This window comes from Corynebacterium timonense (assembly GCF_900105305.1).
GTDB lineage: Bacteria > Actinomycetota > Actinomycetes > Mycobacteriales > Mycobacteriaceae > Corynebacterium > Corynebacterium timonense.
Genome location: NZ_LT629765.1, coordinates 1141301 through 1161944, shown reverse-complemented (window position 1 = coordinate 1161944; position 20644 = coordinate 1141301). Strand labels below are relative to the sequence as shown.

The following is a 20644-nucleotide window of genomic DNA, read 5'->3' as shown; positions in this document are numbered from 1 at the left end:
CACGCCGCTAATCGACGCGCCGCACGGCGCCCTTGTCCGCGCTCGTCGCCATCTTGGCGTAGGCGCGCAGTGCCTTCGTCACCGTGCGGGTGCGGTTCGGCGTCCACGGCGCGTCCGAGGCCTCCATCGCGGCCCGGCGCTCGGCGAGAACCTCGGCGTCGACGTCGAGGGTCAGCTCGCGGCGCGACACGGAGATCGAGATGGTGTCTCCGTCTTCGATCAGACCGATGAGGCCGCCGTGCGCCGCCTCGGGGGAGATGTGGCCGATGGACAGTCCGGAGGTGCCGCCGGAGAAGCGGCCGTCGGTGATGAGCGCGCACTTCTTACCTAGGCCCGCGCCCTTAAGGAAGGACGTCGGGTGCAGCATCTCCTGCATGCCCGGGCCGCCGGCGGGGCCCTCGTAGCGGATGACCACGACCTCGCCCTCCTGCACCTCGCGGGCCAGGATGGTGGAAACGGCCTGCTCCTGCGAATCGACGACGCGGGCTGGGCCGGAGAACTCCCACAGCCCTTCCTCGACGCCCGCGGTCTTCAGGATCGCCCCGTCCGGCGCAAGATTGCCGCGCAGGACGACGAGCCCGCCGTCGGAGGTGAAGGGGTGGTCGACGTCGTGGATAACGCCGGTGGCCGAGTCCGTGTCCAGGGACGACCACCGCGCGGACTGCGAGAAAGCCTCCGTGGTGCGCTGGCCGCCGGGGGCGGCGTGGTAGAGTTCGACGGCCTCATCGAGGGGGGCGTCGGAGCGGATGTCCCAGTCGGACAACCACGCGTCGAGGCTGGGGTAAGCCACGGTGTGGACGTCCGAGTGCAACAGGCCCGCGCGGTTGAGCTCGCCCAGGATGGCCGGGATGCCGCCGGCGCGGTGCACGTCCTCGACGTGGGCGTCGCCGTTGGGGGCGACCTTGGAGAGGCAGGGGATGCGGTGTGAGAGGTCGTCGATGTCGCTGAGGTCGAAGTCGACCTCGCCCTCCTGTGCCGCGGCGAGGATGTGCAGGATCGTGTTGGTGGACCCGCCCATGGCCATGTCCAGCGCCATCGCGTTGCGGAAGGCGTGCTCGGAGGCGATTGAGCGCGGCAAGACGGACTCATCGCCCTCGCCGTAGTAGCGGTTGCACAGCTCGACGATGGTCTCCCCGGCCTTCTCAAACAGCGCGCGGCGCGCGGTGTGCGTCGCCAGCGTCGTGCCGTTGCCCGGCAGCGACAGGCCGAGGGCCTCGGTCAGGCAGTTCATCGAGTTGGCGGTGAACATGCCCGAGCACGAGCCGCAGGTGGGGCAGGCGTTGTTGGCAACCTCGTCGAGCTGGTCGTCGCTGACGCTGTCGTCGGCGGACAGCGCGATTGCGTCGATCAGATCCGACTTCGGCTTGGTCACGCCGCCGACGGCGATTGCCTTGCCGGCCTCCATGGGCCCGCCGGAGACGAACACGGCGGGGATGTTGAGGCGCATCGCGGCGTTGAGCATGCCGGGGGTGATCTTGTCGCAGTTGGAGATGCACACCATCGCGTCGACGGTGTGCGCGTTGATCATGTACTCCACGGAGTCGGAGATGATCTCCCGCGACGGCAGGGAGTACAGCATGCCGGAGTGGCCCATGGCGATGCCGTCGTCGACGGCGATCGTGTTGAACTCTTTCGGGATGCCGCCAGCGGCGCGCACTGCCTTGGCCACGATGTCGCCGACGTCTTTGAGGTGGACGTGGCCGGGGACGAACTGCGTGTAGGAGTTCACGATGGCCACGATCGGTTTGCCAAACTCGTTTTCTTGCGTGCCCGTGGCGCGCCACAGGGCGCGGGCGCCTGCGGCCTGGCGGCCGACGGTTGTCACTCGTGAGCGAAGGGGGATCACGGCCTACTCCTTGTCGTTGGTGGTGGTTGATGGAGCCGGGCGCGGGCCCGGGGTGTCGGGGTGTTCGCGGAGGTATACGTCGTACTCCTCGCGAGTGAGAAGTACCTTGTTGCCCTCGCGGTTAATAATCTCGTACTTTCCGTCCGCAGCCTCGGCACTGCCGGTAATCACGTCGGTGATCCGGCCCCGCGAGGCCGCAGAAAGCTCGGGCAGGGAGTTGAAGGTGACGCCGGGCATGTACAGCGTGTTGCCGTCGGTCGTCGTCGCGAGGGCGCGGGCACCCTTGAACGCGATGCCGTCGAGGTCGTCCCAGGCGATCGTGGCGTCTCGTTTGAACAGGTACTTCAGCGAGATTCCCTGCTCGCCTACCGTCGTGGAGACGGTGAGCACCCACGCGAGGGCGCCGACGGGGAAAATGAGCAGCCACCCAAGCGCGAGCGGCGCCCAGCCAATCCCGATGAGCGCGATTCCGATCATAAGCACGATCGCGACGACGTGCTCACGGCTGGGGCGGAAGACCTGCGACGGCTCAGTCATGGGTGCAATGCTAGTCACCGGTGGCGCGCTAGCCCTCAGTGGGGGCCGGGGATTGGGGAGCGTTCTCGTTGCCGGGCGCCCCCTCGCTGGGAGCCGAAGGCGCCTGCTGAGCGCTGGTCGGTGCCGGCTGTTGCTCGTTCGAGGGCTGCTGCTGGGGCGACGGCTGCTGCTCGCTCGAGGGTTGCTGTTGGGGCGTGCCCGTCGCGGGCGCCTGAGAGGTCTCGGCGGGCTGAGACGGCTGCTGTGTGGGGGACGGGGCTGGCGTCGACTGCGTCGCCGGGGCGGGGGTCTGCGAGGTCGTAGCAGCGGGGGTCGTGCGCGGCGGGGGGGCGAGGACGCCGGAGCGATCCGGGTCATCCTCGGTGGGCCCAATCGTGAGCCCCCGCACGACGAGTAAGACGAGGAAGACGCCGAGCAGGACCGCGGTGGACATGCGCATCCGCCCGCCAAAGGCAAGCTTGGTCTGCTTGTGGGCTTCGTCCGCCAGCATGTCGGAAGCGGGGTCGTCGTCCGGGTGGGTGATCAGCTCGGTTTCGGGGTCGTTGCTTGAGTCGGTCTGCTCCCCGGCGGCTGTGTCGTCTGCGTCACCCGCACCCTGTGCGGCTTCCGTGGTGTCGCCGCCCTGCGCGGAGGCGGCAGCCGACGCGGCGGCGGGGCGCGACGAGAGCGCCTCCGTCGGGGACTCGGACCCGGCGAGGGAATCGTCCTCGCCCGGGTGGGCCGAGGCGGTCGGGCGAGTGCGGGCGGGGGCGGCCTGCGCTGGGTCGACCTGCGCTGGGTCGACCCGCCCGGTGACGGGGAAGGCCTCGGCGGCCTCCGTGTGGTCGATGACGTGGTCCATGCGCGTGCCCACGGTGGTGGGGGCGGATCCGTATTCGTCCCAGAACTCGTTGAGCAGAGCCACGCGCAGGGCGCGCTCCACCATCCACTGGCTCAGCGGCTCGACGCGGATCATGAGGCGCACGTCCATCGTCCACGGCATGCCCACCGTGGCCGGGGGGTTGACATCCACGGCGGGGTGGACCTCGAGATCGCCCATGATGGTGGGGGCGATTTCAGGCGTGGCCAGGGTCTTCCGGGCTGCTTTTTCCGCGCGCTCGATGGCTTCCTCCGCGCTGTCCGACCCCAGTAGCGGCACCGGCATCACCACGAGTGCCGAGGACCAGTAGTTGGAGTAGTTGACGGCGATGCGCGCCGCGGAGTTCGGGATAGAGACGGTGGCCTGCTCGAGCGTCCTGATGTGCGTCGAGCGCATCGTGATCTGAATGACGGTGCCGCTCACGTCCAGGCCGCCGCCTTCGAAGGAGACGTGGTCGCCCACGCCGAACTGCTTTTCCGTCAGGATAAAGAAGCCGGCGAGGAAGTCGGCGATGATGTTCTGGGCGCCGAAACCGACGGCGGCGGAGACGACGGTCGCGGGGATGGCTGCGCCTGCGAGCGAGAAGCCCATCTGTTGAAGCAAGAACACCAGGAGCAGGAAAAAGGCGATGATCTGCGCGATGTTGATGCCCACGCCGGCGATGGCGAGGCGCGTCTTCACCTCGTCCGCGTCTCTGGTGTTGCTTACCTGCCTCTCCACGACGCGGTTGGCAAAGCGCGCGGCGCGGGGGATGAGCAGTGCTACGACGACGAGGAGGGCGAGGTTAATGCCTGTTTCGGCGAACCAACGCCAGAGTTCTTCAGCAATACGGGCAATCGGCATGACACCCCACCCTAGACACATTTTCCTACCGTTAGGCCGACAGATTCCTGTGTTCTGTGTATGATCTATCGCATGACCAATTTTCGACTAGTGGTACTCATTCCGGTGCGGCGCTTGCCGTAGCGGCCTGAATTCCTACTCAGTCGCCACAACAAGCGCCCCCGCACAGCACTCACGCTGCCCGGGGGCTTTGTTTTTGGTCACCTGCACCTGTCCCTGACCCCAAAGGAGCTTTCCAGCGTGGCTGGTTCCCAGAAGTCTTCGAAGAAGGCCCCATCGAAGCAAAAACGGGCCGCGGACGCGGACCCCACCCGCGCCGCTGAGCGCATGAACGGCGCGGACGCCGTCGTCCGCAGCCTTGAAGAGCTCGGCGTAGAGGTTGTTTTCGGCCTGCCCGGAGGGGCAGTGCTACCGCTGTACGATGCGCTGTTTGCCGCCCAGAAGTTGCGCCACGTGCTCGTCCGCCACGAGCAGGGCGCGGGTCATGCGGCTACGGGCTACGCCCAGTCGAGCGGGAAGGTGGGGGTGTGTCTTGCGACCTCCGGCCCGGGCGCGACGAACCTGGTGACTCCGCTCGCGGACGCTTACCTCGACTCGGTGCCGATCGTGGCCATCACGGGCCAGGTCGGCTCTCCACTGATTGGCACCGACGCCTTCCAAGAGGCCGACATCCGAGGCATCACCATGCCGATCACCAAACACAACCTCATGGTGACCAACCCGCAGGAGATCCCGCAGGCGATTGCCACGGCCGTCCACATCGCCACGACAGGTCGGCCCGGCCCCGTGCTCGTGGACATCCCGAAGGATGTGCAGGCCGAGGAGATCGAGTTCACCTGGCCGCCCGCGCTTGACCTGCCGGGCTATAAGCCCAACGTGAAGCCGCACAACCGGCAGATCACGCAGGCCGCCAAGCTGATCTCGAGGTCCGAGCGCCCCGTCTTGTACATCGGCGGCGGCGTGATCAAGTCCGAGGCGCACGCCGAGCTCATGGAGTTCGTTGAGGCGACAGGTGTGCCCGTCGTGACCACCCTCATGGCGCTCGGTGCGTTCCCGGAGAGCCATCCGCTGCACATGGGCATGCCCGGCATGCACGGGTCGGTTCCCGCCGTCGGCGCGTTGCAGGAGTCGGATCTGTTGATCGCCATCGGCACGCGTTTCGACGACCGAGTCACCGGCAACACCGAGACCTTCGCGCCGGGGGCGAAGACAATCCACGCGGACATCGACCCCGCAGAGGTGGGCAAGATCCGCGACGTCGACGTGCCCATCGTTGGTGACGCGAAGCGCGTCCTGTCGGGGCTGACGGACGCTTTTGTGGCGAAGGGGATGGATGTGCCGTCGATTAGCGAGTGGGTCGAGCGTCTCGACGACCTGAAGAAGCGCTTCCCCCGCGGCTATGAGCCGCAGTCGGACGGCAAGCTTGCGCCGCAGTTTGTCATCGAAACGCTGTCGCGCGAGGTGGGGCCCGAGGCGATCTACGTCGCGGGCGTGGGCCAGCACCAGATGTGGGCGGCGCAGTTCCTCGACTTCGAAAACCCCCGCACCTGGATCAACTCCGGTGGCTTGGGCACCATGGGCTACGCCGTTCCCGCCGCGCTCGGCGCGAAGGCAGGTCGGCCCGACAAGGAAGTGTGGGCGATCGACGGTGATGGCTGTTTCCAGATGACCAATCAGGAGATCACCACCGCCGCGCTCGAGGGGTTCCCCATCAAGATCGCGCTGATCAACAACGGCAATCTCGGCATGGTCCGCCAGTGGCAGACGCTGTTTTACGCGGGCCACTACTCGCACACCAAGCTGGGTGGCGAGGTGTACGTGCCGGACTTTGTCAAGCTGTCTGAGGCGCTCGGCGCCGAAGCCATTCGCGTGACCTCCGAGGACGAGGTCGTCCCCGCGATCCAGCGGGCTCGCGAGATCAACGACCGCCCCGTCGTCGTCGAGTTCATCGTCGGCGAGGACGCCCAGGTGTGGCCGATGATCGAGGCGGGAAGCAACAATTCGGACATCCAGTACGCCTTGAACATCCGCCCGTTCTTCGACATGGAGGAGTCCGCGGCGGAGTCCCCGGCGGCCATCCACGAGAGGGGAAAGTAAACCATGCTGAACAACGACGAACCCACCCGCAACATCCTGTCGGTATTGGTGCTTGACCTCGATGGCATCATCACTCGCGTCACCGCCCTGTTCACCCGGCGTGGCTACAACCTAATCTCGTTGGTCTCCGCGAAGACGGAGACGGAGGGCATCAACCGCCTCACCATCGTGGTCGACGCGTCCGAGTACCACATCGAGCAGATCACGAAGCAGCTGCACAAGCTCGTGCAGGTGCTCAAGGTCGTGCGGCTTGACGACGACACAACGATCGCGCGCTCCCTCATGCTGGTGAAGGTGAACGCGACGAACTCCAACCGCACCCAGGTCGTCGACGCTGCCTCTATCTTCCGCGCCCGCGTCGTGGACGTCTCGCCCGACTCCGTCGTCATCGAGGCCACCGGAGTGCCCTCGAAGTTGCGAGCGTTCCTCGACGTCATGGAGGGCTTCGGCGTCCGCGAGCTGGTGCAGTCCGGCCAGGTGGCGCTCAACCGCGGCGCGAAGACCTTCGCCCCGTCGAAGTAGCTCGCGGAAACCTCGCGGAAAACTCAGTAAAAACCCGGCGAAAAAGTCCGCCTAATGGCAACGCGGCGGCCGCCGCTGTGTCATAATGTGAAACATTAATTCCACACACTAAGAAAGGTGAGTGTCTACCACATGGCGATTGACGTCTTTTATGACAAGGATGCCGACGTCTCCCTGATCCAGCAGAAGAAGGTTGCCGTCATTGGCTACGGCTCCCAGGGCCACGCCCACGCTCAAAACTTGCGCGAATCCGGCGTCGAGGTCGTCATCGGCCTGCGCGAGGGGTCCAAGTCTGCGGAGAAGGCCCGCGAGGCCGGATTTGAGGTCAAGAGCAACGCTGAGGCGGCCGAGTGGGCCGACGTCATCATGCTGCTTGCTCCGGATACCTCCCAGGCTGAGATCTTTACGCGCGACATCGAGCCGAACCTCAAGGATGGCGACGCGCTGTTTTTCGGGCACGGCCTTAACATCCACTTCAAGCTCATCGAGCCGGCATCGAACATCACTGTCGCCATGGTCGCCCCGAAGGGCCCGGGCCACCTCGTGCGCCGCACCTTCGCCGACGGCAAGGGTGTGCCCGCGCTGATCGCCGTCGAGCAGGATCCGGCCGGCAACGGCCGCGATCTCGCCCTGTCCTACGCGGCAGCAATTGGCGCCGCGCGCGCCGGCGTTATCCCGACCACCTTCGAAGCCGAGACCGTCACCGACCTCTTCGGTGAGCAGGCCGTGCTCTGCGGTGGCCTCGAGCAGCTGATCATGAAGGGCTTCGAGGTGCTCACCGAGGCTGGCTACGAGCCGGAGATGGCGTACTTCGAGTGCCTGCACGAGATCAAACTCATCGTCGACCTCATCTACGAGGGTGGCCTTGCCAACATGAACTACTCGGTCTCCGACACTGCCGAATTTGGCGGCTACCTCTCCGGCCCCCGCGTCGTCGATGACGGGGCGAAGGAGCGCATGCGCGAGATCCTCACGGACATCCAGTCCGGCGAGTTCACCCGCCGCCTGGTGGCCAACGTTGACAACGGCAACACTGAGCTCGAGGGGCTTCGCGGCGAGGTGTCGTCGCACCCGATCGAGAAGACAGGCGCGCAGCTGCGCGACATGATGAGCTGGGTGAAAAACCCGTTGACGGACACCGCGCACTAATCCTTCGGTGGTACTGGCACTCGGCCGGCTGGGGGGTTGGTCGGGCGTCAGGGGATCACCGGATGTTTAGCGTGTGAGCGCGTTCCGGTCGACTAGAGGGAGGGGGCTAGTCGACCGGGACGCGCATTTTCGTGCTCTCATCTGTTGGTCGCGTGGCACACGGGCCTAGGCGCATCAGCGGGACGCGTGTGGTCTGAATGCGTTGAGGTCGACTACGCCCGGTGCCCTGGTTGACCACAAGGGCGACGGGGCGCATCCTACCCGCAACGCATTTTCAATAGATTGCCAATAAGGGGCTCGTGGGGTTAGCCTGCAGCTATGACACAGCGAGAACACTCTCACGCGCACGCTCACCCAGGGGCGCCGCTGCGCGCCCTTGCGTGTGCGCTGATGATCACCGCCACGGTGTTCGTCGCGGAACTGGTTGGCGGGCTGGCGACGGGCTCCGTGTCGCTGGTGGCGGACGCGATGCACATGCTGTCGGACGCGGCGGGGCTGATCATCGCTGTGGTGGCGGTGCTGGTGGGCAGAAGGGCGGTCACCGCGGCGGCGACGTACGGGTACCGGCGCGTCGAAGTTCTGGCCGCGCTGGTGAACGCGGTTACCGTGATGGCCATTTCCGTGTGGATCGTCGTCGAGGCCGTGCGCCGCGTGCGCGACCCAGTGGAGGTCATGGCCGGACCGATGATGGTCATCGCGCTCATTGGTCTCGCGGCCAACGCTGCGTCGGCGTTGTTGCTGCGCGCGCAGCGTGGGGCCTCCATCAACGTCGAGGGGGCATTCTTGCACGTCCTGGTGGATGCGCTGGGCTCCGTCGCGGTGCTGGCGGCCGGGGCGGTGGTGATGCTGACGGGCTGGCAGGGGGCGGACGTCGTGGCGTCGCTGGTCATCGCCGGCCTAGTGGTACCGCGGGCCTGGCAGCTGATGCGCCGCTCGGGGCGGGTATTGCTGGAGCAGGTGCCGCAGGGGGTCGACCCAGGGGTGATCTCCGCGAAGCTGCGCAGCCTGCCCGGGGTGGACACAATCCACGATGTGCATGTGTGGTCGCTTGACGGCACGAGCCTGTTGTGTACCGCGCACCTCGTGATAGGCGGGGGCGTGCCCGCGGAGCCCACACTGCGGCAGGCGCACCGAGTGCTGCGCGAGTGCGGGGTGGGCCATTCAACGATTCAGATCGAGCGGCCGGGTCACGCGCGCGTCGAAGGTCCCGAGAATGTGTGCTGATTCTGCTTTAGAGTAAGGGCCATGGGCTTCACCACGCCGAGCTACCCACTGCCCGAATTGTTCGCCCGCGCTGAGAGGGGGGAGCTGCAGCTCCCGGACTTTCAGCGGGACTATGTCTGGGACGTCGACCGCGTCCGCTCGCTCGTCGCGTCGGTGCTGCGCGGGCACCCGATTGGTTCCCTGCTGGCCCTTGACACCCGGAACGTCCCCATGCGTTTTCGCGCCCGGCCATTGCGGGGTGCGCCCGATACAGGCAGGGAGCCGGGCCTTGTGCTTCTCGACGGCCAACAGCGCCTCACCTCCCTCTACCATGCGCTGCGGGGCAACGGTGTAGTCCCGGCGCTCGACTTTCGCGGCAGGCTCATCGAGCGCCGCTTCTTCGTCGACGTCGAGGCTGCAGCCGTGGGCGGCGCGGCCCCGCTGCCGATCGAGGCGATCTTCGCCGTTGATACGGACGGCACCGTCCGCTCGCACTTCGGCCCGGACGTAGGCGGGCCGATCACCAGCCGCGAGCAGATGGTGGCCCACGGGGTGATCCCCGTGTCGTGGCTTCTCGGCGCCGAGGGTGCCAACCTGCTCGTGGACATGGCGGCCCAGGCGGAATCGCCGCAGCGCCTGTCCGCGGTCAGGGCGTTCCACCGCGCCGTGTTGTCGCAGATCGTGGCCTACGCCGTGCCGGTGGTGCGAATCGACCGGGAGACGTCGCTCGCCGGGGTGGGGCAGATCTTCGCGTACGCCAATGTGGCCGGTGTGCAGATGGATGTTTTCGACTTGCTCGGGGCGCTGTTCGCTATGCAGGATCCCGGTTTTGATGTGGGGGCGCAGTGGCGGGGCGTCGAGAAGCAATTGCGTGAGCACCCTGCGCTCGATGGGATTGGCCGGATCGAGTTCCTTCGCGCGATGGCGCTGTTGCTCACGGCGCGGCGCGGCGCGGCGGCGGGGCACCGCGGGGACATCCTCAACATCAGTCTCGAAGACTACCGTGAGCACGTCGCGGAGCTTGTCGCGGCGTTCGAGCGGGCGGCGGAGTTTCTCGAGGAACGCTGCTTTATCACCCCCGAGCAGGTGCCGTACCCGGCGCAGATTGTCTCGCTCGCCGCGATCATGGCGCGACTCGGCGAAGGCGGGGAGGAGCCGGGGGGCGAGGCCGTCGACCGGCTGAACCGGTGGCTGTGGTGCGGGCTGTTCGGCGAGCTGTACGGAGGCCACGCCCCGACGACGCGCTCCGGCGCCGACGTTGACGAGGTAGTCCCCTGGGTCCGCGGGGCGACGGAGGAGCTGCCGCGCACCGTCGAGAACGCGAGGCTGCGCCAGTCGCGGCTGCTCACGGCGGGGCCATCATCGGGGGTGTACCGGGGCCTGTACGCGCTGGTGATGGCGCGAGGCGCCCGCGACTGGCGGACCGGCGAGGAGTTCAACGCCGAGACCCGTGCGCAGCTGGAGCCCGGGTTCTACGAGGTGTTTCCGCGCGGGTTCTGCGAGGCCCACGGTGTGTCGCAGCAGCTGGCCGAGTCTGTGCTCAACCGCACCCCGATGGGCATCCGCACGAAGGTGCTCGTGGAAAACAACGGGCCGAAACGCTACCTGCCGCGGCTGCAATCGAAGAGCTTGATGGACGACGCGGAGTTCGACGCCATGCTCGCAGGCCACCAGCTCGACCCGGCGCTGGCGCGGTCTTCCGACCACGAGCGTTTCTTCGCGGACCGGCTGAGTCGCTTCACCGATATCGTGGAGTATTCGATGGGCACACCGGTCATCCGTGACCTGGGGCAGGGAGAGGATACGATGGCAACGTTGAGCTCAATCGACCCCCGCGGAGGCGACACGCATGCGACACCCGGCCCGGATGCGAGCAGCTAAGCTCGCCGCACTCCTCGCCGCCGCGACGGTGGCCCTGACCGGGTGCGCCGCCCCGCCGGAGCCAGACCAGCTCAGCCAGGCACGCAGCACCAACCAGTCCCGCCACGTCTCCGAGCGCTTCAACGACCACCCGGTGGTGATCGACGACCCCGTCGGCATCGAGACGGCGCAATTGCTTTTCGACGTCTCCGAGACCCTGGTGGTCACCGACGGCACGCTGGAGGCGCAGCTGCGGGGGGCGTCGATCGCCGTGGTGGCGCACGCTCCGATGATCGTGTACAACCGCACCCGGCACGACGAGGTCATCCGGGAGATCCAGCGGATGAAAGCGCACACGGTGCTCACTGTCGGCGACGTCGCCCTGGCGAGTTCCTCGGGGGCGGTGCGCCTGTCGCGTGACCCAGGCGGTTTCGGCGCGCTGGCGGACATGACCACCCTGCGTTTTGACGAGGAAGAGGTCGACGACCCGGAGCAGGCGGTGCAGCGCGTGGCGCACCTGAACGCGGAGCAGCCGACGTGGTTGCGCGCAGCGTGGGCCGAACCGACGGTGATGCCGGGGGCGCAGGCGCGCCCCTTCCCAGTGAACTCGCGCCGCGACGCCGACATGGCGCCCATGGTGGTGGCGACGAGCGAGAGCTCGCTGCCAGCCGTGGCCAACCTGCGTAGCTTTGGCGCGCGGGTAACCATGGTGGACGAGCCGGACCCGCGGGAATCCGAGACGACGCTGCTGGCGATGGCCGGTCTTGCCGAGGAGCCTCTCATCGCCCTTGGCACCCAGTTCGGCACCGCCGAGCAGCTGAGCGCGAGGATTATGCGAGCAGAGGAAAATTATTAGCCCAAGGGAGGGGAATGGCCGGGCGCGGCGGGTTATCCTACTCCTGGTGGCGGGCGGACGCTGCCCGCCGCGCGTTCGTGTTACGCCTACCCTCAGGAGACAACCGCTGTGACTCGCCCCGTCGTGCTCATCGCTGACAAGCTTGCCCCGTCCACCGTCGATGCACTCGGCACTTCCGTGGAGGTGCGCTGGGTCGACGGCCCGAACCGCGCCGAGCTGCTCGCGGCAGTGCCGGAGGCGGACGCCCTCCTCGTGCGCTCCGCGACAACCGTGGACAAGGAGGTCATCGACGCCGCCCCGAACCTGAAGATTATCGGCCGCGCCGGGGTCGGCCTCGACAACGTGGACATCGCGGCCGCCACCGACCGCGGCGTCATGGTGGTCAACGCCCCGACCTCCAACATCCACTCCGCCTGCGAGCACGCGATTGCTCTCCTGCTGGCCACGGCTCGCCAGATCCCCGCGGCAGACGCGACGCTGCGCGACGCCGAATGGAAGCGCTCCTCCTTCACGGGCGTGGAGGTCTTCGGCAAAACCGTCGGGATCGTCGGATTCGGCCACATCGGCCAGCTGTTCGCCCAGCGCCTCGCGGCCTTCGAGACCACCATCATCGCCTACGACCCCTACGCCAACCCGGCTCGGGCCGCGCAGCTCGGCGTGGAGCTCGTGGGCCTGGACGAGCTCATGGGGCGCGCGGACTTTGTCACGATCCACCTGCCGAAGACGAAGGAGACGGCCGGCATGTTCAACGCCGACCTCCTCTCGAAGGCCAAGCAGGGGCAAATTATCATCAACGCCGCCCGCGGCGGGCTTGTCGACGAGCAGGCCCTCGCCGACGCCATCGCCTCCGGCGCGATCCGCGGCGCGGGTGTCGACGTCTACGCCACCGAGCCCTGCACGGACTCGCCGCTGTTCGGGCTCGACCAGGTCGTGGTCACCCCGCACTTGGGCGCCTCTACCGTTGAGGCGCAGGACCGTGCCGGCACCGACGTCGCCGGCTCCGTGCTGAAGGCGCTGGCGGGCGAGTTCGTCGCGGACGCCGTGAACGTCACCGGCGGGAGGGTCGGCGAGGAGGTCGCGCGCTGGCTCGAGCTGGCCCGCAAGCTCGGCCTCATCGCGGGCAAGCTGCTGGGCGACGCCCCCGTCTCCCTCAAAGTCACCGCCGCAGGTGAGCTGTCCACCGAGGACGTCGACACGCTCGGGCTGTCCGCCGTGCGCGGGCTGTTCTCCGGCATCACGAGCGAGCCCGTGACCTTCGTCAACGCCCCGCAGATCGCCGAAAGCCGCGGGCTGGAATACAGCGTCGACACCGTCACCGAGGCCCGCAGCCACCGCAGTACCCTTGAGGTTCGAGCCGTCTCCGCCGCCGGCGACGTCTGCGCCGTGACCGGCGCGCTGACCGGCCTCGACGGCGTGGAAAAGATCGTGCGCATCGACGGCCGCGGCCTCGACCTGCGCGCCGAGGGCCGCAACTTCTTCCTCCGTTACACCGACGTCCCCGGCGCCCTGGGCAAGGTGGGCAGCCAGCTCGGCGAGGCCGACATCAACATCGAGGCCGCCGCCCTGACCCAGGCCACAAAGGGAGACGGCGCCGTGCTGATCCTCCGCGTGGAAAAGGAGATCCCGGCCGACCTCGAAGAGCGCATCGCCGCCTCCGTCGGCGCCGTGACCGCCCAAATCGACCTGGACTGATACCGCCTAGAGGTCGCGTGTTGTTCACGGCCTGTGGTGCGTTGGGGGCTGCCGCGTCGTGAGCGCGGGCGTTCTGGCTAGGCGTCAACCGGCACTGGCGTTATCGCGTCCGGGAGTCGCACCCGCTCGGAGAACCTCGGAAGTCGGGGACCTGCTAGGCTGAGCGCGATGTCCATTAGGTGAGAAAGGAATCCCACAAATGAAGATCGCTGTCATCGCCGGCGACGGCATCGGAACCGAGGTTATGGTCGAGGGGCTGAAGGTTCTGCGCGCGCTCTACTCGGACGTGGAGACGACGGACTACGACCTGGGTGCGCGCCGCTACCTGCGCAACGGCGAGCTGCTCACGGAGGAGGACCTGGCCAGCCTGCGCGAGCACGACGCGATCCTGCTCGGCGCGATCGGCGACCCACGCCAGGTCCCCGCTGGCGTGCTGGAGCGCGGGCTGCTGCTGCCGCTGCGCTTCACACTGGATCACTTTGTGAACCTGCGCCCCTCGCGCCTGTTCCCGAACGCGGTGAGCCCGTTGGCGAACCCGGGCGAGGTCGACTTCGTCGTCGTGCGCGAGGGCACGGAGAGCCTGTACGCGGGCAACGGCGGCACGCTGCGCGAGCACACCCCGCATGAGGTCGCCTGCGAGGTCTCGCAGAATACGCGCTACGGGGTGGAGCGCCTCGTGCGCCACGGCTTCGCCCAGGCGGCGGCGCGGCGCGGCAAGCTCACCCTCGTGCACAAGACGAACGTGCTGGTCAATGCGGGAGGACTGTGGCAGCGCACCGTCGACGAGGTCGCGCGCGAGTTCCCGGACGTCGAGGTGGACTACAACCACATTGACGCCGCGACGATCTACATGGTGACGGACCCGCAGCGTTACGACGTCATCGTGACCGACAACCTCTTTGGGGACATCCTCACCGACCTCGCCGGCGCGATCACCGGGGGAGTGGGCCTTGCCTGCTCGGGCAACATCGACGCCAGCCGCCAGAATCCCTCGATGTTTGAACCGGTGCACGGCTCGGCGCCCGACATCGCCGGGCGCGGCGTGGCGGACCCGACGGCCATGATCCTGTCGGTTGCCATGATGCTGCGCTGGCTCGGCGACGACGCCGGGGCGGGGAGGATTGAGACGGCGGTTGAGGAAGACGTCGCAAAGCGTGGCGAAGGGCAGGTGCGCACTGCCGAGGTGGGTGACCGCATCGTCGCGGCCCTGAAGTAGGGTAAGCACCAGTGCGCAGACGCTAATGGGTCGCGCGCCGCTGGAAACTCGACGACGACACCCGGGCAGTGAGCGCCCAGGAGAGGAAGAACCGCATGAATATGCCCCCCGCACTCACACGAATAACAGCGCTCGCGTGCGCCGCAGCGGTGTTGACCGCATGCGGGGAGAACGCGGAGAATACCGGCGCGGGCGAACAGGAGACACCGCAGCTGGAAACGAACGGGCCCGAAGTCCTCACCGACCCGGACGGCACGGGTGTAGAGGTGTCGCAGCGGCTGTTCGAGGAGTCGGACACCGTGGTCGTGGCCACCTCCGATCGGGAGTCACAGCTGGCCGCGGCCGCCGAAGCCAATAGGCACGGCGCCCCGATGCTCACCCGCCTGCCGGGCACCGACGCCGCCGTCGACGCCGAGATCGAACGACTCGGTGCCGACAACGTCATCGAGGCCAGCGCAGCCGGGGAGGGTGAGCCGGTCAGCTCGCCGAACCCAGGCGAGGACGTGGCGTCGATCATCGCGCAGGAGCCTGCGGCCCCGCTCGAGCTCATCCTGCCGCCCATGCTCGTCACCCCTGAGACCTCGCGCGCGGCCGCAGCGACCGCCCGCGCGGCCGGAGCAGAGCTCACGCTCGTCGATGTCGCGGACCCGCGCGCCACGACCGAGTCGATGCAGGCGGTGACTGGCCAGGACACGATCGCCCTCGGCGCGCAGTGGGGTACCACTGAGGACTACCGCGCCCGCGTCGAGCTGGCCGACAACGGCGAGCTGCCGGGCGGGGGCGGCCTTGTCTTCCCCGGGCGCCGCATGATCGCGCTCTACGGCCACCCCTCCGGCCCGGCGCTCGGGGTGATGGGCGAACAGGGCCCGGCCGAAGCCGCGCAGCTGGCGGAGCAGTACGCGCAGCAGTACCGCCCGCTGGACCCGCAGCCGATTATCCCGGCGTTCGAGATCATCGTCACCGTCGCCTCCGATTCGCCGGGCGATGACGGGGACTACTCCAACGAGACGGAGCCGGCCGAGGTCGTTCCCTACATCGACGCGATCACCGAGGCCGGCGGCTACGCCGTGCTCGACCTCCAGCCCGGGCAGGGCGACTTCCTGCGCCAGGCGAAGCTCTACGAGGACTTGCTGAAGCGCCCGAACGTCGGCCTCGCCCTCGACGCGGAGTGGAAGCTCAACCCGGGCGAGGCGCCACTGTCGCGCGTCGGTTCGGCGACGGCGGAGGAAATCAACGCGGTCGCGGACTGGCTCGCGGAGCTCACACGCGCCAACAACCTGCCCCAAAAGGCGTTTATCCTGCACCAGTTCAAGGTGACCATGTTCCCGGACCGCGAAAACATCCGTACCGACCACCCCGAGCTGTCCTACATCCTGCACGCCGACGGCCACGGCACCCCGGGCGAGAAGTTCGATACCTGGAACGTGCTCCGCCAGGACCTCGACCCGAACTTCTTCATGGCCTGGAAGAACTTCATCGACGAGGACACGCCGATGTTCACCCCGGAGCAGACCTACCAGGATGTCGACCCGCGTCCCTGGTTCGTGAGCTACCAGTAACCCGCGCCCCGGTGGCTGGCCCGCCGCTACAGTGGGTGCATGACTGTCGAGCTCGAGGAGATCGCGGGCTTCCTCGCCCAGCATGAGCCGTTCGCGCACCTGCCCGAGTCCACCGTGCGCGGCCTGCCGTCCCGGATGTCCATCACCTACGTCCGGCGCGGCGCCCGCATCATTTCCGCGGGCGAGGTCAACGACACGCTCTACATCATCCGCTCCGGCGCCGTCGACGTCATGGACGGCGAGGGAACCCTCCTCGACCGCAGAGACGCCGGGCGCAACTTTGGCTACAGCACGCTTGTCGACGCCCCCACCTCCCGCTACACCATGGAAGCCGTGGAGGACTCCGTCCTGCTCATGCTCCCGCGCGAGGCGTTCGTCGAACTCGTCGCGGCGCACCCGGACAGCGAGCGCTACTTCGCCTCGCAGTCGCGGCGCATCCGGGCTGTCGCCAACGAGCTGCGCGAGGACAACCCTGCGGCGAACGTGTTGCGCACGCCGATGGGGGAGCTCGTGGCGGGCCGGCCGGCGGCGGTGATTCAGGCGTCGGCAAGCATTGCGGACGCGGCGCGGGCGATGGTGGCCAACCGTTCGTCCTACATTCTCGTGGAGGCAGAGGGGGAGACGGGGATCCTCACAGACCGCGACCTGCGCTCGCGCGTCGTGGCGCAGCTGTATGATCCCGAGCGGCCGGTCGCCGAGGTGACGACATCCCCCGTGCGCACGATCAGCGCCGACACGATGGTGTTCGAGGCGATGCTCATCATGAGCGAGCTCGGCTTCAACCACTTGCCGGTCGAGGGGCCGGAGGGGATCATGGGCGTCGCCAGCAGCGCCGACATCATGCGCCCGCTGCACAACGACCCGATCTACCTCGCCGGCGCGGTGGACCGAGCCGACGAGGACGAACTCGAGGGCGCCTTTGTGCGCGCGGCCGCAGTCGCGGCGCGCTTCCTCGAACGCGGCGCCTGGGCAGCCGAGGCGCAGAGGCTACTGACCAGCATCGCCGACAACATCGCCCGCCGGCTCGTCACCCTGGCCACCGAGAAATACGGGCCCGCCCCCGTCCCCTTCGCCTTCGTCGCGGTGGGCTCGCAGGCGCGCCGGGAGATGGGCCCGGCCTCCGACCAGGACAACGCGCTCATCCTTGACGACGCGTACGATCCTGCCGCCCACCCCGAGCAGGCGCGGTACTTCGCGCAGCTCAGCGAGTTCGTCTGCACGGGACTGGCGGCGGCGGGGCAAGCGCTGTGCCCGGGCGAGATGATGGCCATGAACCCCCAGTGGCGGATGACGGAATCGGAGTGGAACCGCACCTTCAACGGCTGGATCACAGCCCCCGAGCCGGATGCGCTGTTGCACACCCAGGTCTTTTTCGATTTCCGGTGCATCGCCGGCGACGCTTTTTTGGCGCAGCGCGTGCACACCAACGCCGTGGCGGCCGCGCGCGGCTCGACACGCCTGCACACCCACCTCGCCGCGCTAGCCACGCGCCGCGAGCCGCCGCTGGGGCTGTTCCGCGGCTTCGTTGTCGAGCGCAGCGGTGACTACGCCTCCACCCTCGACGTGAAAAAGGGTGGCACCGCGGCCGTCGTGCAGATGGCGCGCCTCTATGCCATCGTCGCCGGCGTTGAGGAGGTGGACACACTCGGGCGGATGCGAGCAGCGGCGGGGGACAGCCTGTCGACGCGGGGCGCGGAGGACCTCATCGGCGCGTACGAGTACTTGTCCACCCTGGCTCTGCGCCACCAAGCCCGCCAGCTGCGCGCGGGTGAGCGCCCCGACTACCGCATCGACCCGAAGCAGCTGCCCAGCCGCGACCGCGACGCCCTGCGCGACGCCTTCGGCGTGATCAAGTCGCTGCAATCCGCGCTGACCAGCGCGTATCCCGTGAGGGCCGTGTAGATGTTTGGCCGACGCCGCCCGCGCGAGCTCACGCAGGGCCACCTGCTTGCGGTCGACGTGGAAACGACCGGGCTCACACCGGGCCGCGACCAGCTCGTCGCCGTGGGGTGGGTGCCTGTGACCAACCGCGTCATCGACTTGTCGGGGGCGCGCGACTTCCTCGTCGCGGGCGCGCAGGTGGGGGATTCCGCCACCCTGCACGGGGTGACGGACCAGGACATCGCCGCCCGGGGCGTTGACCTCGCGGTCATCCTCGAGGAGCTCCAGCGCGCCCTCGACGGCCGCTACCTCCTCGCGCACTTCGCGCAGATGGAGACTGGGTTTATCAGCCACGCGCTCCGGCGCGCCCTCGGGGTGCGCCGGAGGTTCCACCCCGCGGAGGTGGTCGATACCTTTGCTCTCGAGCGGCGGCACATGGAGCGCATGGGCACGTACCCCCGAGGGGAGGATCTGCGACTCGCCCGGGTGCGCGAGCGCTACGGGCTGCCCGCCTACCGCAACCACGACGCGGTGACGGATGCGATTGCCTGCGCGGAGCTCTACCTCGCGCTCACCGCGTCGTAGCGGTATGTTGCGGGTAAGCTGTGCCCCATGCGCTTTGGACGAATTGCAACACCCGAAGGTATGACCTTCGCCGTTATCGACGAAGAAGCTACCACCGCGAAGGCCATCTCCGGCACCCCGTTTACGGAGCCCGAATACACCGGCAAGGAGTGGCGGCTCGACGAGGTGCGGCTCTTGGCGCCGATGCTGCCCTCGAAGGTTGTGGCCATCGGCCGGAACTACGCGGACCACGTCGCGGAGGTGTTCAAGCAGTCCGCTGAGCACCTGCCGCCGACGCTGTTTCTTAAGCCGCCGACATCGGTCATCGGCCCCGAGGCGCCGATCCGCATCCCGGAGTTCGCCACCAAGGTTGAGTTCGAGGGAGAGATGGCGCTTGTCATCGGCACCCCCTGCAAGAACGTCAAGGCCAAGGACTGGAAGTCGGTCGTGCGCGGGGTGACCGTCGTCAACGACGTTTCCTCCCGTGACCTGCAGTTCGCCGACGGTCAGTGGGCCCGCGGAAAGGGCATCGATACCTTCTGCCCGCTGGGGCCGTGGATCGAGACGGACCTGGAGAAGTTCGATTTCACCAACACTCCGATCAAGGCTCACCTCACGCACGACGGCGTGACCGAGACCAAGCAGGACTCCAACTCAAACCAGATGATCATGAACCTCGGAGAGATCATCGAGTTCATCTCCTCCTCGTTCACCTTGCTGCCGGGCGACGTGATCTGCACGGGTTCCCCGGCCGGGACCGCGGAGATGGTTCCGGGGGACTACATTGAGGTGGAGATCCCGGGTATCGGTTCGTTGGGCAACCCGATCGAGCGCGCTTAGGGCGCGTCCAGGCCGAGCGCGCGCATGATGGTGCGCAGCTTGGCCGTCGTTTCGTCGAGCTCGGCCTGGGGGTCGGAGTCTGCGACGAGGCCGCCGCCCGCCCACGCGCGCGCCGCCGTGCCCTCCGCGTTAACCTCGGCGCAGCGGATGGCCACCATGTACTCCCCATCGCCCGAGCGCGACGTGTAGCCGACCGCACCTGCGTAGAAGCCTCGGTCGGACTCGGCGGTGCCGATGAGGGTTTCCGCCGCGTGCGTGGGAGTCCCGCAGATCGCGGGCGTCGGGTGCACGCGCACGGCCAGATCCAGCGCCGACAGCGGCGCGCGAAGCGTGCCGACGACCGGAGTGGCCAAATGCCACATCTCATTCGTCTTGGTCAGCTCCGGCGTGCCGGGGATCGCAAGCTCGCTGCAGAGCGGGGCGAGCGTCTGCCGCAAATGCTCCACGACGAACGCGTGCTCCCGCAGGTCTTTCGCGGACGCGGCGAGGTGCTCACCGCGCGCGGCGTCCTCGGCAGGGTCTGGGTGACGCGGCGCGGAGCCCGCCAGCGGGTAGGCGCTGACGATGTCCCCCGAGCGCCGGACCAGTACCTCGGGGGAGGAGCCGACGAGCACGGAGTTGCGCCCGGCGGGGCTGAGGTCGGCGATGAAGCCGTCTTTGTTGGAGGAGTTGTCGATGAGACGGGCGGCCACGAGAAGGGGGTCGACCGGCGGATCAAAGGCGATGTCGACGGCGCGGGCGAGCACGACCTTTTCCAGCGTGGACTCGCGGATGGTGCCTATCGCCGCCTCGACGCGGCGCAGGTGCTCGCCGCGCTCCGGGTCGAGCCCGGACACGACGGCGTGCAGGCGCGCCCCCTCGCCGAACCTGTAGTACGCAGGGGGCTCGAGCGGCCCGGGCTCGCAGATGATGCGCTCCGGCACGGTGAGGGCGGCGGGGGCGTCGGCGTCAAAGGGCAGTGCGCCGACGACCATCTCGACGGCGCCGCTCTTCAGCGCGTCGATGGCGGCCCAGGAATCCGTGAAGGTGCCCCGGCGCCCCTGGGTGCGTACCGAGCCGTGCGCCCGGGACAACAAGAAGTCCGGGGCGGTGGTTGGTCGGTTCGCGCGCATGGAGGCAA

Annotated in this window: 16 protein-coding genes; 12 read left to right on the top strand and 4 right to left on the bottom strand. The window is 68.0% G+C overall.

Annotated elements, in window-relative coordinates; translation table 11 throughout:
* Window positions 1-7: 7 nt before the first annotated feature.
* From ilvD to BLT81_RS13070, 3 genes are read right to left on the bottom strand one after another with little or no spacing between them, the layout of a single operon-like run.
* A complete protein-coding gene (gene ilvD / locus BLT81_RS05515; protein ID WP_040421800.1) occupies window positions 8-1846 on the bottom strand; it encodes a dihydroxy-acid dehydratase in 1839 nt (612 codons plus the stop codon).
* Window positions 1847-1849: 3 nt separating this feature from the next.
* Window positions 1850-2383, bottom strand: a complete 534-nt coding sequence (locus tag BLT81_RS05510) for a PH domain-containing protein (RefSeq protein ID WP_019194994.1) — start codon at window positions 2381-2383, stop codon at window positions 1850-1852.
* A 28-nt stretch (window positions 2384-2411) separates the two neighbouring features.
* Window positions 2412-4085 carry a mechanosensitive ion channel domain-containing protein gene (locus BLT81_RS13070; protein ID WP_019194993.1) on the bottom strand — a complete coding sequence of 558 codons (1674 nt, stop codon included), beginning with the start codon at window positions 4083-4085 and terminating at the stop codon, window positions 2412-2414.
* Between the two features lie 240 nt (window positions 4086-4325).
* Here BLT81_RS13070 and BLT81_RS05500 point away from each other — a divergent pair, with 240 nt between their 5' ends.
* The 12 genes from BLT81_RS05500 to BLT81_RS05445 all read left to right on the top strand — a co-directional run bounded on the left by BLT81_RS05500 (window position 4326) and on the right by BLT81_RS05445 (window position 19524).
* Entirely contained in the window at window positions 4326-6182 is a 1857-nt protein-coding gene (locus BLT81_RS05500; protein WP_019194992.1) for an acetolactate synthase large subunit, read from the top strand.
* Window positions 6183-6185: 3 nt separating this feature from the next.
* Window positions 6186-6704, top strand: a complete 519-nt coding sequence (ilvN, locus tag BLT81_RS05495; protein ID WP_019194991.1) for an acetolactate synthase small subunit — start codon at window positions 6186-6188, stop codon at window positions 6702-6704.
* Window positions 6705-6836: 132 nt separating this feature from the next.
* Window positions 6837-7853, top strand: coding sequence for a ketol-acid reductoisomerase (ilvC, locus tag BLT81_RS05490; protein WP_019194990.1), 1017 nt, complete (start codon window positions 6837-6839; stop codon window positions 7851-7853).
* Window positions 7854-8171: 318 nt separating this feature from the next.
* Window positions 8172-9077, top strand: a complete 906-nt coding sequence (locus BLT81_RS05485) for a cation diffusion facilitator family transporter (protein ID WP_040421797.1) — start codon at window positions 8172-8174, stop codon at window positions 9075-9077.
* 21 nt (window positions 9078-9098) lie between these two features.
* Window positions 9099-10937: a DUF262 domain-containing protein gene (locus tag BLT81_RS05480; protein WP_019194988.1), complete on the top strand. Its 1839-nt coding sequence runs from the start codon at window positions 9099-9101 to the stop codon at window positions 10935-10937.
* The gene (locus tag BLT81_RS05475; RefSeq protein ID WP_019194987.1) at window positions 10924-11772 is read left to right on the top strand and encodes a hypothetical protein; all 849 of its coding nucleotides are present in this window, start codon (window positions 10924-10926) and stop codon (window positions 11770-11772) included. Before BLT81_RS05480 ends, BLT81_RS05475 begins: the two co-directional genes overlap by 14 nt.
* 108 nt (window positions 11773-11880) lie before the next feature.
* Window positions 11881-13464 carry a phosphoglycerate dehydrogenase gene (gene serA / locus BLT81_RS05470; RefSeq protein ID WP_019194986.1) on the top strand — a complete coding sequence of 528 codons (1584 nt, stop codon included), beginning with the start codon at window positions 11881-11883 and terminating at the stop codon, window positions 13462-13464.
* 199 nt (window positions 13465-13663) lie between these two features.
* Window positions 13664-14680: a 3-isopropylmalate dehydrogenase gene (locus BLT81_RS05465; protein WP_019194985.1), complete on the top strand. Its 1017-nt coding sequence runs from the start codon at window positions 13664-13666 to the stop codon at window positions 14678-14680.
* A gap of 95 nt (window positions 14681-14775) precedes the next feature.
* Complete coding sequence (locus BLT81_RS05460; protein WP_231286685.1) at window positions 14776-16239, top strand: cell wall-binding repeat-containing protein; 1464 nt, start codon at window positions 14776-14778, stop codon at window positions 16237-16239.
* A 39-nt stretch (window positions 16240-16278) separates the two neighbouring features.
* Window positions 16279-18141 carry a DUF294 nucleotidyltransferase-like domain-containing protein gene (locus BLT81_RS05455; protein WP_019194983.1) on the top strand — a complete coding sequence of 621 codons (1863 nt, stop codon included), beginning with the start codon at window positions 16279-16281 and terminating at the stop codon, window positions 18139-18141.
* Entirely contained in the window at window positions 18142-18705 is a 564-nt protein-coding gene (locus tag BLT81_RS05450) for an exonuclease domain-containing protein (RefSeq protein WP_019194982.1), read from the top strand.
* A gap of 27 nt (window positions 18706-18732) precedes the next feature.
* Complete coding sequence (locus tag BLT81_RS05445) at window positions 18733-19524, top strand: fumarylacetoacetate hydrolase family protein (RefSeq protein ID WP_081583008.1); 792 nt, start codon at window positions 18733-18735, stop codon at window positions 19522-19524.
* Here the strand turns inward: BLT81_RS05445 and BLT81_RS05440 are convergent.
* Window positions 19521-20636: an isochorismate synthase gene (locus BLT81_RS05440; RefSeq protein WP_019194980.1), complete on the bottom strand. Its 1116-nt coding sequence runs from the start codon at window positions 20634-20636 to the stop codon at window positions 19521-19523. The genes BLT81_RS05445 and BLT81_RS05440 overlap by 4 nt on opposite strands.
* Window positions 20637-20644: the final 8 nt, after the last annotated feature.

Excerpts from the sequence above, each read along its gene's own strand:
- BLT81_RS05510 (WP_019194994.1), bottom strand. The coding sequence starts at position 2,383 with ATGACTGAGCCGTCGCAGGTCTTCCGCCCCAGCCGTGAGCACGTCGTC.
- BLT81_RS13070 (WP_019194993.1), bottom strand. The coding sequence starts at position 4,085 with ATGCCGATTGCCCGTATTGCTGAAGAACTCTGGCGTTGGTTCGCCGAA.
- ilvN (WP_019194991.1), top strand. The coding sequence starts at position 6,186 with ATGCTGAACAACGACGAACCCACCCGCAACATCCTGTCGGTATTGGTG.
- ilvC (WP_019194990.1), top strand. The coding sequence starts at position 6,837 with ATGGCGATTGACGTCTTTTATGACAAGGATGCCGACGTCTCCCTGATC.
- BLT81_RS05485 (WP_040421797.1), top strand. The coding sequence starts at position 8,172 with ATGACACAGCGAGAACACTCTCACGCGCACGCTCACCCAGGGGCGCCG.
- BLT81_RS05480 (WP_019194988.1), top strand. The coding sequence starts at position 9,099 with ATGGGCTTCACCACGCCGAGCTACCCACTGCCCGAATTGTTCGCCCGC.
- BLT81_RS05475 (WP_019194987.1), top strand. The coding sequence starts at position 10,924 with ATGCGAGCAGCTAAGCTCGCCGCACTCCTCGCCGCCGCGACGGTGGCC.
- BLT81_RS05465 (WP_019194985.1), top strand. The coding sequence starts at position 13,664 with ATGAAGATCGCTGTCATCGCCGGCGACGGCATCGGAACCGAGGTTATG.
- BLT81_RS05460 (WP_231286685.1), top strand. The coding sequence starts at position 14,776 with ATGAATATGCCCCCCGCACTCACACGAATAACAGCGCTCGCGTGCGCC.
- BLT81_RS05455 (WP_019194983.1), top strand. The coding sequence starts at position 16,279 with ATGACTGTCGAGCTCGAGGAGATCGCGGGCTTCCTCGCCCAGCATGAG.
- BLT81_RS05450 (WP_019194982.1), top strand. The coding sequence starts at position 18,142 with ATGTTTGGCCGACGCCGCCCGCGCGAGCTCACGCAGGGCCACCTGCTT.
- BLT81_RS05445 (WP_081583008.1), top strand. The coding sequence starts at position 18,733 with ATGCGCTTTGGACGAATTGCAACACCCGAAGGTATGACCTTCGCCGTT.
- BLT81_RS05440 (WP_019194980.1), bottom strand. The coding sequence starts at position 20,636 with ATGCGCGCGAACCGACCAACCACCGCCCCGGACTTCTTGTTGTCCCGG.